Genomic DNA, 13,492 nt, shown 5'->3' with positions numbered 1-13,492 from the left:
GGTACCCCTAGCGACCCGGCTGCAGCGTCATGCTCTCCAATCCTGCTGCGACGATCAGGCCGGTTTCCGCCTGCACGCTCAGGGGTTGCAGCGCGATGCTGTTGTTCGAACCGCCCAGCAGCACATTGCCGCCCACACCGACGATTGCCGCAGCCATCGCGTCGACGCCGACATAAGTCCCGGCGATATCGCCGCGGCCAGGCTGGGAAACGGGCGCGAACACCGACCAGGCAAGCGCGGTGCTCTCGGTAATGCCGATATCGAGACCAACCTTCTGAATCGTGGCGATATAGTAGTCCTCGGGCAGTCCGTTGATCCGCAAGACGCACGCCAGATTGGTTACCGCGCCGACGATAAAGCCAATGCTCGGTCCACCCTTGCATTCAAGTACGCCGACTTGCACCTTTTGGGCCGGCTGCTGGCCTTGCGCGCTTGATACCAGGGCGGCCAGCATTGCTCCGGCAAAGCCAGTGAGGACCGTCGAACGTCGTCGCATAAGAAAGCTCCTACAAAATGAAGGCGGGATGCCTTCAAGACTTCTGCTGATGGAGTAAAAGGAAGTTACCGGGATTGCATCCCAGCACTTGAGAGCCGGAGTTTCGTCCCGACGGCGGCGCAAAGCACGACTGGTAGCCGCGAGCTCGCGCCCGCACTTGCAGGGGGCGTGCTATTTCGAATTCTTCTTGTCGTCGCCGATTTCCGTGAATTCGGCGTCGACGACATTGTCGCCGCCTGAACTCGGTGCAGAACCAGGAGCCGCGTGCGAGGAACTCTGCATGGCTTCCGCAAGCTTCATCGAGTGCTGCTGCAAGGCATTCACTTTCGTGGTGATCGTCGTGGCATCGTCGCCCTTCAACGCTTCGCGCAAATCGGACATGGCACTCTCGACTGCGCTACGATCTGATGCCGCGAGTTTTGAGCCATGCTCGGCAACCGTTTTCTCCGTTGCATGCAGCAGCGCCTCGGCGGCGTTCTTCGCCTCGACTGCTTCCTTTCTCTTCTTGTCCTCCGCAGCATGCGCCTCGGCATCCTTGACCATCTTTTCGATGTCGCTCTCGGACAGGCCGCCGGATGCCTGAATCTGAATGTTCTGTTCCTTGCCGGTGCCCTTGTCCTTGGCCGAAACGTTGACGATGCCGTTGGCATCGATGTCGAACGTCACCTCGATCTGCGGTACGCCGCGCGGCGCCGGAGCAATGCCGACGAGATCGAACTGGCCGAGAAACTTGTTGTCGGAGGCCATCTCGCGCTCGCCCTGGAAGACGCGGATCGTCACCGCGCTCTGGTTGTCCTCGGCGGTGGAGAAGACCTGGCTCTTCTTCGCCGGAACCGTCGTATTCCGCTCGATCAGCCGGGTGAACACGCCCCCCAGCGTCTCGAGGCCGAGTGAAAGCGGCGTCACGTCGAGCAGCAGCACGTCCTTGACGTCGCCCTGCAGGACGCCGGCCTGGATTGCCGCGCCGACGGCGACGACCTCGTCGGGATTGACGCCCTTGTGCGGCTCCTTGCCGAAGATCTTCTGCACGACCTCCTGGATCTTCGGCATACGGGTCTGGCCGCCGACGAGCACGACTTCGTCAATGTCCGTGGCCGTGAGCCCGGCGTCCTTCAGGGCGTTGAGGCACGGCTCGATCGTCCGCTGAACGAGGTCCTCGACCAGGGACTCGAATTTGGCGCGCGTGATCTTGACCTGAAGATGCTTTGGGCCGGAGGCGTCCGCCGTGATGAACGGCAGGTTGACCTCCGTCTGGGTGACGGTGGAAAGCTCGATCTTCGCCTTTTCGGCCGCTTCCTTGAGGCGCTGAAGGGCGAGCTTGTCGTTGCGCAGATCAATGCCTTGTTGCTTCTGGAACTCGTCGGCGAGGTAGTTGACCAGCCGCATGTCGAAGTCTTCGCCACCCAGGAAAGTGTCGCCGTTGGTCGCCTTCACCTCAAACACCCCATCGCCGATATCGAGAACGGAGATATCGAAGGTGCCGCCGCCGAGATCGTAGACGGCGATCTTGGCCTGCTTCTTCTTGTCGAGACCGTAGGCAAGTGCCGCCGCGGTGGGTTCGTTGATAATGCGCAGGACCTCGAGACCAGCGATCTTGCCGGCGTCCTTGGTAGCCTGGCGCTGCGCATCGTTGAAATAGGCGGGAACAGTGATGACGGCCTGCGTGATCTTCTCACCGAGATTGGCCTCGGCTGTTTCCTTCATCTTCTGCAGGATAAAAGCCGATATCTGGGAGGGCGAATACGGCTTGCCCTCAGCCTCGACCCAGGCGTCGCCATTGGACGCCTTGATGATCTTGTAGGGTACGAGCGTCTTGTCTTTCTCGACCGTCGGATCATCGTAGCGGCGGCCGATCAGGCGCTTCACGGCAAAAATGGTGTTGGTCGGGTTGGTCACCGCCTGCCGCCGGGCCGGCTGCCCGACCAGACGTTCGCCATCGGACGTGAACGCCACGACGGAAGGTGTGGTGCGCGCCCCCTCCGCGTTCTCGATGATGCGCGTGTTCTTGCCGTCCATGACCGCGACGCAAGAATTGGTCGTTCCGAGGTCGATTCCGATCACCTTTGCCACGTCGCGCTCCTCTACTTTTTAATTGATCGACAATGTGCGGTTTGCGTCCCTGCGCCAATACCGTTGAGCAACAGATGTGCCACATCACAGCTCGCGTGATTTCAACGACTTACGCCGCGAGATCACGACACGTCGGACATTTTGTCCGGAGCGCCTCGGACAAAGTGTCTATTGGCTTAGGCACGCGTGACGGGCCTCGGTCTGTCCTGCTGCAACCGACGCTATGGAAAGATCGTCGATTATCGCTGGACGGGTTGTTCGTCGATCCACCGAAGCCGCGTCGTAAGCTACTGACGTCGTTCAGTCAGCCGGGTGGCACGGATGTTGCGACGGGACTTCCGATAACGTTCACCCGAACGGTCCAGATCGTCGGCTAGCGCGAGCAATGACATGACCAACCAAACCCTGAGTATTTCGGCACGACGCCTTGCGTTCAACGATCGCAATGACGGCGATCTCGTTCGTGCTGTTCCCGTTGAAACGCCCGTCGCAATCGAGGTCTGTGGGATAGGCTATGCCGTGATGATGGCAACGCCGTCCGACCTTCGCGACTACGCGGCGGGATTCGCGTTGGCCGAGGGCCTTGTCAAGCATGTCCGGGACCTCAGCGACATCATCGTCCACGAGACGGAAGGCGGCTGGATCATCCGGCTCACCTTGCCTGCAGAAGGCACGGCAATCGCACTGGAGCGCGCTCGCAGGCGCGTTTCGGAGAGCAGCTGCGGGCTGTGCGGATTGGAAAATATCCAGCAGGTGCTGCGCCCGTTGCCGCCGATACGTGGGCTCATCACCACGAGCCGGGAAGCCATCGCTGACGCGCTAAACGCCCTACAACACCATCAGACGCTCGGCCGATCCACCGGCGGAACACATGCGGCGGCATTCTGCCGCCCCGACGGATCAATCCTGTGTGTTCGGGAGGACGTCGGTCGACATAATGCGCTCGACAAACTGATCGGCGCGCTGGCGCTGTCCGACATCCCGGCGTCCGGTGGTTTTCTGCTGCTCTCTGCCAGATGCAGCTATGAACTTGTTGAGAAGGCCGTTCGCGCGGGCTGTCCGATGCTCGTCACCATTTCAGCACCTACGAGCCTTGCGGTCGAACGCGCAGAGCAAGCGGGACTCACGCTCGTCGCACTGGCTCGCCCGGACTCCGCCCTGATCGTTTGCGACGTGCACCGAAACATCTCGTAAGGAAGCCTGTGCACATCCATGGACAATGCATCCGCCGTCGTGCATGCATCCATCGGAGATCTACTCCGGATGACCGCTGCCCAGCAGGGCGGACTCCCAGCCCGCCGCGGTCGCACCGGCGTTGTAGGTCGATTCCAGGAAGGCAAGCAGATCGCCGTCAGGATCGCCGGACTGGCGCAGGTCGTCGTAATCGAGGAGAAACTCGCCCAGGCCGGCGTCCCATCGCGCAGCGCTTGGCCCGATCTTCGCACTCTCGATACTTTGTGGCTGCGGATAGGTGAAGGACTAGAATGCGGGTCTGGGACACGAGGGATCACCCGGCCACCACCCCATCTCCATCAACTCCGCATTCATTGTATTGCGCCGGACAAAACCGGCGTTCGGCGCCGGTGATGCAGGTTTGCCGTTATAGCGGCAAACGAATGTCGAACGTCCCCCACATCAGACCGATGGGTTGCGTCTTGCCCGTGAACCTTCCCTGAAAGACCTGCATGACGCGTTGCGTACTGAGAAGAATGCGCCACCAGGCGTTGACCATGTCGCGGTCGTATGGGCGTTGTTGCCTATCCTCGTCGAACGGGATCGGGTTGGACACTTCCTGCGGCATGAGCGTAATGGCAGCATCTATTCCCGCATGACGTAGCCGGTCGAGGAATGTGTCGACCAGCACTGCGACCGATGTCGGGCCCAGCGGCAGTTGTCCCGATCCGCCCGAACTCGTGAACCACTGCAACTCGTGCGAGACGAAGTCGGCGCGGACCTCGTAGACGCCGCCAGCGCAAGGGATCGGACCTGTGGTCGGGCCTCTCGCGCCGAGCCACAGCGGAACCCCAGCCCATTGCGCCTGGAAAGGTCCGGCCAGCTTGAGCTTGCCAACCGCCTGCAACACCATGTGGAGAAGATGTCGCGTCTGCTCGAAGGCCTGGCAGGACAGAGCCGGCCAAAGATCGCCAGAAGGAGCATTGGAAGATGACTGGCCGGTATTCATGGCATGTCCTCGCACAGTTGTTGGCGGGGGAGAATTTGCGCCTTGGCTTCAAGACAAGATCTGATCATGGCGGGCTCGATCAACCGTTCAACGCATGGAAAGCCGAAAGCCATCATTCGCCTATTGCAAGCCACGCCAAGGCTTGACGCCCCCCGCTTCGAGAGCTCTTCGACGAACTGAAACCGCTGTGTATAGCTGCGAAATCCTGATCACGTTCGATCGGTCAAATACCATTTCTTGGTCTAGATCCCTGAATTGCACGCTCGAAACGCTTCCGTCGCCACGCCTCAACGCGACGCAATCGCTCCACAAGAAGTCGGACGTCAGCGATCTCGGACGCGGCCTGTTCGATGTTGCTCGACACTCGACACCTCCCCAGCCTGCATGATCAATGCTAGCGCCATTTTTGGAGACGTCCAGAGCGTACAAGTGGCGATCGCGCCAGACTTGCATCAGACAACTTGTCCGATCGACTTTGACAAAGTGTCTGCGGGCTCACTGATCAACACCTTAAGCCGTTGATATGACTTGCCGCGCGGATGGCACGCGTATTGCTGCCGGTTGATCCGGTCGATGGGCTATGCCGTCGCATGTACGACCAGGATGGTTCACGATGCTGAATGTTGACGTGAACGAGACAGATGACGAACTCCAAATCGTTGCAGAGCTGCATGGTCTAACGGCAAACGACATAGACGTGTCCGTTGAGCGTGGTGTACTCACCATCATCGCTGAGCGGCAGGTGAACGACGGCCGTGGTGCCGAACGGACAATCAGAGTCTTGAGCTCGATGCTATTACCCAGTTCGGTCGATGCTCATAAGATAAACGCGTATTTCGACGACGGCGTGATGACCGTGACGTTTCCCAAGCACAGGTAGTCGATCCGAGCCGACACTGCTAAAGCCATCGAGGCCATCGCGCGGCACGCCCGGAGGCGAGCGGGCATTTCAGCTCGCGACGCCGACTTTCGCGGACCTCAACGAACGCGATCCGATCGCGTAACCGGCCTGCACGACCGTCGTGACGGTGCCGCTTGGCACTGACGGATCTTTGACCTGGAACATGGCCTCGTGAAAGTGAGGATCAAACCGGCTTCCGGCCGGATCGAGCCTCTTGACGCCGTGCGCTTCCAGCGATCGCAACAGCTCCTTTTCGGTAAGCTCCACCCCCTCGACAAACGTCTTGAAGGGGCCGGCATTGTCGCGCAGCTCCGCAGGAAGACTGGACATCGCACGTTCCAGATTGTCCGCGACATTGACCATATCGCCCGCGAACTTGGTTACGGCGTATTGCCGCATGTCGTTCAACTCACGCTCGGAGCGCCGGCGTACATTTTCGGCATCCGCGAGCGCCCGAAGCAGCCGGTCTTTGAGATCGACATTCTCCGCCACGAGTCGCGCAATGGCCTCATGCACGTCTTCTGCGGCGCTTGGCGGCGTGTCCGCAGCATCTGGCGATCCGGAGGTTGTTTCCCTTGCAGAGCCCTCAGGCATCACCTTCTCTACACCTTGCTCCGCCTGATGAGTCCCTCCTTGAGGGCGGTGTGAGTGAATCTGTCTGCTGTGATGAGGATCGTTGGGCGGGCCGTTATTAGTCATGGCAGCTCTCTTATCTCGCCGTTGATATGACGTTTGAAGGTCGGCCGGACAAGCGGCGTTCTTCGCTCGCCCGAGCCGGCCGTCTACCGCGTACCGCGGAGCTGCAGGCCCAGACCAAGCAGCGTGCAGCCCTGGAAAACCAGGTCGATCGACAACAACAGGCCAAGCAGCCAGAGACTGTTGAGTGGCCAACCTAACAGAAACGCCAATCCTGCGATCGCGGTGAGCAGTCCAGAGGCAAATAGCCAGCCCCAGCCGCGATCTCCCTTTGCTCTAAAGCTGAGCAACAGGCGCATGACGCCGGACGCGATCGTGCAAACGGCCAATATGAGAGTCAAAACAAGTGAAGCGATTGCTGGATCCAGAACGATTGTCGTACCGGCCGCAGCATAGAAAAAGCCTCCCAGACCCCAAAGAAAGAACCCGCGCCAGTTTTTGACCCTAAACGCATGGACGATCTGAAAGGCGCCCGCGATGATCATCAAGACGCCGATGTAGAAGATCGTTGCGATGGTCGCCAACAGCAGATTGCTGAGAGCTCCGAAGCCCAGCACAATAAAGAGAATGCCCAGGGCGACGAACCAACCCCACTTCCCTCGCGCTTCGGTCATCAATCCCGTGAACGCCCGCCTCGGTTCCGGCATTCCAATTGTTTGCGCCATGATGAATTGCCCAGAGATTGAGTTGTTGGTGACTCGCTGCACATGGGCCGTGCCCCGCGATGCAGACGACGACATTCTCGCAACTGACGACAACGCAATCGACGTGCCAGACCGCAATCGACGTGATTTCAATCAGTTATGGCAATCGATGTCGCTGAAAGGTCATTTTGTCCGGAATCGTTGGGACAAAATGACCGAAGCGCCGAAAGGCTAATTCGCCGGCACGAGCGTCCACGAAGCAAGAATGTTGCTGGGATTCATGCCACGCCGCCTTTCGGAACGGCCTTGCCCACCACCCCCGTCCCGTTCGTCGGATCACTGCTCGGCGCCGTATTGTGAGGAAAAAGCTCGATCCCTGTCGGGACGGCCTCCACGTAGAGCGACTGACTTGGAAAGGCGAAATCAGATCCCGCCTTTTTCACGATCGCCTTGATGGCATACGCCAGCTCCTCCTTGATCTTCAGCCAGTCACCCCAGACCGTGGTGCGGGTGAAGCAATAGACCATGACATCGATCGACGATTCATTGAACTTGTCGACACGTACGAACGCGACGGCTTCAGGAGGATGAACGAAATCTTGACTGCCGAGGATGTACTCCTCGATTGCATCACGGACATCGCGGAGCTGGCCGATCGTCGTGCTGTAATCGAGGCCGATGATCCAGGAAATGCGGCGAAACCTCATCTGCGAGAAGTTGGTGACGGCATTGTCCGCCAAATACGAATTCGGAACGAATACGGGTGCTTGATCGAACCGGCGGACTTTCGTTGTCCGCAGACCAATGGTTTCCACCGTTCCCTCGACGATGCCCTCGGCGAGGATCCAATCGCCGTTCCGAAAGCGCTGCTCGCCAATGATGAAGATTCCGGAGATCAGATTCTTGAACAGATTCTGGGCGCCCAGCGCCACCGCGACGCCGACGAGGCCGAAGCTCGCCAGTACGGGCCCGACGTGAATGCCCCAGACCTCCAGGACGGCGGTCGCACCGAGCGCCACGATGATGGCGCGTCCGACCCTGACCGTCCAGCCGATCATGGCCTGACTGAAGATCGGCGTCCGGCCATCCAGAACCGCGCATAGGGGCCCGATCACCTCGAACAGTGCCCAGAAGATTGTGAATGCGGTCAACGAACGATCAATCTGGAGGAGCCCCTCCTTGAGCCTCTGATTGGTCAGCACGCATTCGCCGATAATAAATACGGCCAGGACGATCGGAATAAACTGAATCGGCGGAGCAAGTGCCTCGACGATCGTGCGGTTGAGGCCGACCTTGCTCGACGACCAGGAGTGGATACGGGAGACGATAAAGCGGCTGAAAAGCCGCCGGATCAGCACTGCGATCGCGAGAATGACGATCGAAACCATGAAGTGTCCGACGGTTAGGTCCAAGACGCTTCGCTGCCAGAACGAAAGCACGATTGTCCAGAGCGCGGTCAGTTCGCTATTCGGAGCATGTGTCATGCAGGAACGTGCCAGAGACTGCGGTGCTTTCCGACGGAACCTGCGGCTCCGCGACAAACGAGGCGGTCAAATGACCCGGCTGACCGGAACTGATTTAACGTAACCACTGTCTGATCACGCCCGAGACGAGGCCGACCGCCACAACGCTTGCGATCCAGATCGCGGCCATCCACGCGAGCCGTTGCCATAGCGGAAGCCGGGCCTGCATCAGTGATACCCTGCGGTGCCGGCCTTGCCGCGAAACACCCAGTACGCCCAGCCTGTGTATGCGAGGATGAGCGGAATAATCACGCAGGCGCCCACCAGCATGAACAACTGGCTTTCGACCGGTGCCGCGGCATCCCAGATCGTAATCGCGCGTGGAACGGCGTAAGGATAGATGCTGATTCCGAGCCCGATGAAGCTCAGCAGGAAAAGTGCCAGCGCCATGAGGAACGGCAACCGCTCGAACTCTCGCTTCAGACTCCAGAAGAAGGTTACCGCGGAGATCAGCACCAACAGCGGCACCTGGGCCGTCAACAAGACGCCGGGCATTGCGAACCACCGCCGCCAGTAGTCATAATCGAGAAACGGCGTCACCGCGCTGACGGCCCCCAGCGCCAAAAGCGTGCCGGCGCCGAGCCAGAAGGCGGCACGGCGCGCGTGACGTTGGCTCGTCCCCTCCGTCTTCCAGATCAGCCACGTTGCGCCGAGCAGCGCATAGCCGATCACAACCGCGACGCCGGTCAGGATGCTGAATTGGCTTAGCCAGTCGAGCCAGCCGCCGGCATAGGCATCATTGACAACGTGGATACCCTGCAGAATTGCCCCGAGAGTAACACCTTGCGCAAAGGCGGCCACCAGGGAGCCCAACCAGAACGCAATGTCCCATAATGGCCGATGCCCTGGATCGCGCCAGCGGAACTCAAAGGCGACGCCGCGGAAGACGAGCCCAAGCAGCATGGCGATCATCAACGGATAGGTGGCTGGAAGGATGATCGCATAGGCGAGCGGAAACGCCGCCAGCAGACCGCCGCCGCCCATCACCAGCCACGTCTCGTTGCCATCCCAGACCGGCGCGATCGAATTCATGGCCTGGTCGCGCTCGTCGCCGACCGCAAAGCTCGGGAACAGAATTCCGATGCCAAGGTCGAACCCGTCCATGACGACGTAGGCCATCACCGCAAATCCGATGATCGCAGCCCAGAAGGTCGTAAGGTCGATGCTGGACATGGCCTCACTCCGCCGCAGTCAGAGGCACGCCGACACTGCCCGCCGGCGTAATGCCTGCGGCGCGCTGCGGCACCTTGGGCGGCTCCTTCTCGCCCGGCGCGGGCGGCTTCGCCATCAGTCGCAGGAGATAATAGGTGCCGGCGCCGAACGCGGCGAAGTACACCAGCACGAAAGCGACAAGCGAGGCCGCCACAGCCGGCGCAGCCAGCGGCGAATGTGATTCCGCCGTTCGTAACAGTCCATAGACCGTGAAAGGTTGCCGACCGACCTCCGTCGTCACCCATCCAGCGATCACAGCGACAAGGCCGGCCGGTCCGAGGACGACGCACGCGCGATGCAACCAGGCCCAGTCGTAGAGCATTCCCCGGAAGCGCGCGAGCAGGCTCCAGATACCGACAGCGAGCATCGCAAATCCAAGGCCGACCATGATCCGGAACGACCAGAACACAATCGGTACCGGCGGCCATTGATCCCGCGGAAAGTCGCTGAGTCCCGGTAAAGGTGCATCCGGATCGTGTTTGAGGATCAGTGACCCCAGGCGAGGCACTTCGAGCTTATGATGGACCTGCGCTGTCTCGTTGCTGGGGAAGCCGAAGAGGATAAGCGACGCGCCATCGGGGCTGGGTTCGTAGTGCCCTTCCATGGCGAGAACCTTGGCGGGCTGGTGTTCCAGCGTGTTGAGGCCATGGGCATCACCCGCGAGAATTTGGATCGGAGTCACGATCGCGGCCATCCACATCGCCATCGAAAACATCTTGCGTGCGCCGGCATTGCTGCGGTCTCGCAGCAGATGCCAGGCGCCCACACCGCCAACCACGAACGCCGTCGTCAGATAGGCCGCGATCACGGTGTGAACGAGGCGATACGGAAAACTGGCGGTGAAGATGATCGGCATCCACGATCCGGCGGGCACAAACTGGTCCTTCGCATTGATCGCGAAACCCGCCGGCGTCTGCATCCAGCTGTTCACGGCGATGATCCAGGTTGCCGAGATCAGTGTGCCAAGCGCGACCATGCACGTTGCGAAGAAATGAAGGCCTTTCCCGACCTTGCTCATGCCGAACAGCATGACGCCGAGGAAGCCGGCCTCCAGAAAGAAGGCCGTCATCACCTCATACGCCATCAGCGGCCCGATGATCGGCCCGGCTCGCGTGGAGAATACCGACCAATTCGTACCGAATTGATATGAGAGCACCACCCCCGAGACGACGCCCATGCCGAACACAACGGCGAAGATCTTCAGCCAGTAGCGGAACAGGTTGGCATAAACGCCTTGCCCCGTCTTGAGCCACAACGCCTCGAGCACCATCAGATAACTCGCAAGCCCGATCGAGAAAGATGGAAATATGAAATGGAACGAGACGGTGAACGCAAACTGGGCACGTGCCAGAATCACCGCATCGAGATTGTCCAGCAATGTCCCCTCCTTGCCTCAGGATATGCGTCCCGGCACTTCGTCTCCGGCATCCGGCCGACAAGCGGCAACAACTCGCACCGGAATGGACTTGGCTGCCGGCGTCCCGCTGATCTTGTCGTAGTAGTCGAGAGGCAGCAGCGGATTGAGCTCGGGGTAATATCCCGCAACCGATCCGCGCGGCATCGGATAGTCCAACACCCTCAGTCCGCTCACGCGCCGCTGTATGCCATCATCGCTGATCGTCTCGAGCGCAATGCCCGAGCCGTCCTCGAGCCCTCGCGCCGCGCGGTCCTCGGCGTTCATGAACAGAACCATTCGGTCATTGTAGACACCGCGATAGCGGTCGTTGTTGCTGTAGATCGTCGTGTTGAATTGATCGTGCGAGCGAATGGTTGCCAGTCGCAGCATGTCGGGATCTGAAACGGATGCGTTCACTTCCAGACCCGGCAGAAGCAGAAAGTTCGCCTTGCCGTTCGGCGTCGGCCAGACCAGTTCGCGCGGCGGCACGTCGAGGTGAAAGCCTCTCGGGCTTTCGATCCGCTCGGAGAAGTCGCTGTAGATCGCCGGATAGACCTCCGCGATCTTGTCGCGGATCAAGCAGTAATCCTCGCTGTAGCTTCTCCAGTCGACCTTGCTGTTCGGCAACGTCGCTTGCGCGATCCGGCAGACGATTTCCACCTCGGGCAGGAGATGCGGGCTCGCCGGTTGCAACACGCCGCGAGACGCGGTGACGTTCGACATCGAGTCCTCGATTGTCACGAACTGCTCACCGGCTGCCGTCCGGATGATCTCCGAGCGCGCGATAACGGGCAGCATCAAGGCGTCACGACCATGAACCAAATGTCCGCGATTCAGCTTGGTGGTAATGGCGACCGTCAGCGCGAGCTTTCGCATCGCCGCGTACGACCGTTCGGTATCGGGCACGGCACGAACGAAATTGCCGCCGAGGCCGATGAATACCTTCGCCGTGCCCGCCTGCATCGCCGCGACGGACTCGATCGTGTGATGACCATGTTCGCGGGGCGGCTCGAACCCAAAGACATCGCGAACACGATCGAGATAGTCCTGGCTCGGCTGTTCATCGATGCCGACGGTGCGATCTCCCTGCACATTGGAATGACCGCGAATGGGCGATATTCCGGCGCCCGGCTTGCCGAAATTGCCCTTGAGCAGGAGCAGATTGACCAGCTGCTGCACCAGCCGCGACCCCTCCTGATGCTGCGTGATCCCCATCCCGTAGCAGATGATCGTCGCGCGCGAGCGAATGTAGATTTCGGCGCATCGCCGAATCTGCGATTCCTCAAGCCCGGAGGCCCTCTCCAATTCCGGCCATGTCTCCGCCATCGCGTCGTCCCGGACCGCATCGAGGCCGACGGTATGCTCGCGGATAAACTTCCAGTCGACGATCTTCTCGCCGGATTCCTCGCGTTCGAAAATGACCTTCATGACCCCCTTGAGGAAGGCGAGGTCACCGCCGATGCGGACATGAACGAACTCGCTGGCAATCTTGGTCGAACCGAACGTTGCCATCTGAATGACATCCTGCGGATCGGCGAAGCGCACCAACGCACGTTCGGGCATCGGATTGACGGCCACGATCGGAACCCCGCGCTTGCTCGCTTCGACCAGATTGCTCATCATCCGCGGCGAATTCGTTCCGGTGTTCTGCCCGATGACGAAAATCGCTTCGGCGTGCTCGAAATCATCGAGGATAACGGTGCCCTTCCCGACACCGATCGAGGGCGGCAAGCCCCGGCTGGTCGGCTCGTGGCACATGTTCGAGCAGTCGGGGAAATTGTTGGTTCCGAACTCCCGGACAAATATCGAGTAGAGAAACGCCGCTTCGTTGGGTGTGCGGCCGGATGTATAGAATTCGGCCTGGTGCGGACTTTCAAGAGCCCGCAAATGCTTGCCGATCAGGGCGAACGCGTCGTCCCAGCTGCAAGGCACGTAGCGATCCGACGATGAATCATAGCGCATCGGCTCCGTCAAACGTCCTTGCATCTCGAGCCAGTAGTCCGGCCGCTCCATGAGTTCGGACACGGTGTGCCGTTCAAAGAACTCTCGTGTGACCCGAAACTTCGTTGCCTCAAACGCCAACGCCTTGGCGCCGTTCTCGCAGAAATCGAGCGTTTTCTTGCATTCCGCGTCGGGAAACGCGCAACTCGAGCACTTGAATCCGCCGGGTTGGTTCATCGACAGAAGCGCGCGCGATCCCTTCGTCACCACACTCTGCTCGAGAAGAATCTTTGCAGTCGCTGCGGCGGCACCCCAACCGCCGGCGGGATGATGATACGTCTTGAAGCGCGGCTTACCGTCCAACATAAATCAACTCCGCAATTGCCAGATCTTCAGTAGGGTCTTCAGCTGAGTGACCTGAATAAGATCAC

General features: G+C 60.1%; 12 protein-coding genes and 1 pseudogene. 3 read left to right on the top strand and 10 right to left on the bottom strand.

The genetic code is table 11. The features are described 5' to 3' along the window. Positions 1-7: 7 nt before the first annotated feature. A complete protein-coding gene (locus ACVMB1_RS38790) occupies positions 8-496 on the bottom strand; it encodes a DUF992 domain-containing protein (RefSeq protein WP_057016357.1) in 489 nt (162 codons plus the stop codon). A 171-nt stretch (positions 497-667) separates the two neighbouring features. After that, positions 668-2,566, bottom strand: a complete 1,899-nt coding sequence (dnaK, locus tag ACVMB1_RS38785; protein ID WP_076825131.1) for a molecular chaperone DnaK — start codon at positions 2,564-2,566, stop codon at positions 668-670. A 390-nt stretch (positions 2,567-2,956) separates the two neighbouring features. Between dnaK and fdhD the strand changes: the two genes are divergently transcribed. Further along, positions 2,957-3,760, top strand: coding sequence for a formate dehydrogenase accessory sulfurtransferase FdhD (gene fdhD / locus ACVMB1_RS38780; RefSeq protein ID WP_076825133.1), 804 nt, complete (start codon positions 2,957-2,959; stop codon positions 3,758-3,760). Positions 3,761-3,820: 60 nt separating this feature from the next. Here fdhD and ACVMB1_RS38775 read toward each other — a convergent pair. Then, positions 3,821-4,652 (bottom strand): annotated as a pseudogene (locus tag ACVMB1_RS38775) (DUF5996 family protein). A 709-nt stretch (positions 4,653-5,361) separates the two neighbouring features. Between ACVMB1_RS38775 and ACVMB1_RS38770 the strand changes: the two are divergent. Next, complete coding sequence (locus tag ACVMB1_RS38770; protein ID WP_057016361.1) at positions 5,362-5,628, top strand: Hsp20/alpha crystallin family protein; 267 nt, start codon at positions 5,362-5,364, stop codon at positions 5,626-5,628. A gap of 69 nt (positions 5,629-5,697) precedes the next feature. Here ACVMB1_RS38770 and grpE read toward each other — a convergent pair whose 3' ends face one another. Both grpE and ACVMB1_RS38760 read right to left on the bottom strand, forming a co-directional pair. After that, positions 5,698-6,243, bottom strand: a complete 546-nt coding sequence (gene grpE / locus ACVMB1_RS38765) for a nucleotide exchange factor GrpE (RefSeq protein ID WP_076825138.1) — start codon at positions 6,241-6,243, stop codon at positions 5,698-5,700. A 188-nt stretch (positions 6,244-6,431) separates the two neighbouring features. Beyond that, positions 6,432-6,959: an HdeD family acid-resistance protein gene (locus ACVMB1_RS38760; protein ID WP_083714899.1), complete on the bottom strand. Its 528-nt coding sequence runs from the start codon at positions 6,957-6,959 to the stop codon at positions 6,432-6,434. A gap of 7 nt (positions 6,960-6,966) precedes the next feature. Here ACVMB1_RS38760 and ACVMB1_RS38755 point away from each other — a divergent pair, with 7 nt between their 5' ends. Further along, on the top strand, positions 6,967-7,224 hold the full coding sequence (locus ACVMB1_RS38755; protein WP_194295313.1) for a hypothetical protein: 258 nt from the start codon (positions 6,967-6,969) through the stop codon (positions 7,222-7,224). Positions 7,225-7,267: 43 nt separating this feature from the next. On the opposite strand, the gene ACVMB1_RS38750 is transcribed toward ACVMB1_RS38755, so the two are convergent. The 5 genes from ACVMB1_RS38750 to ACVMB1_RS38730 form a co-directional block, all read right to left on the bottom strand. Then, positions 7,268-8,377 (bottom strand): mechanosensitive ion channel family protein, encoded by a 1,110-nt coding sequence (locus ACVMB1_RS38750; RefSeq protein WP_200844596.1) that lies wholly within the window; start codon positions 8,375-8,377, stop codon positions 7,268-7,270. Positions 8,378-8,567: 190 nt separating this feature from the next. Beyond that, a complete protein-coding gene (locus ACVMB1_RS38745) occupies positions 8,568-8,681 on the bottom strand; it encodes a DUF2474 family protein (protein WP_076825142.1) in 114 nt (37 codons plus the stop codon). Continuing rightward, positions 8,681-9,685 (bottom strand): cytochrome d ubiquinol oxidase subunit II, encoded by a 1,005-nt coding sequence (gene cydB / locus ACVMB1_RS38740; RefSeq protein WP_076825144.1) that lies wholly within the window; start codon positions 9,683-9,685, stop codon positions 8,681-8,683. Before cydB ends, ACVMB1_RS38745 begins: the two co-directional genes overlap by 1 nt. Positions 9,686-9,689: 4 nt before the next feature. Further along, positions 9,690-11,102 (bottom strand): cytochrome ubiquinol oxidase subunit I, encoded by a 1,413-nt coding sequence (locus ACVMB1_RS38735; protein ID WP_076825146.1) that lies wholly within the window; start codon positions 11,100-11,102, stop codon positions 9,690-9,692. A gap of 15 nt (positions 11,103-11,117) precedes the next feature. After that, a complete protein-coding gene (locus ACVMB1_RS38730; RefSeq protein ID WP_076825148.1) occupies positions 11,118-13,427 on the bottom strand; it encodes an FdhF/YdeP family oxidoreductase in 2,310 nt (769 codons plus the stop codon). Between the last annotated feature and the right edge of the window lie 65 nt (positions 13,428-13,492).

Source organism: Bradyrhizobium sp. USDA 4504 (assembly GCF_054063995.1).
The sequence above is the reverse complement of the archived record's forward strand: the minus strand, read 5'-3'. Positions and strand labels throughout refer to the sequence as shown.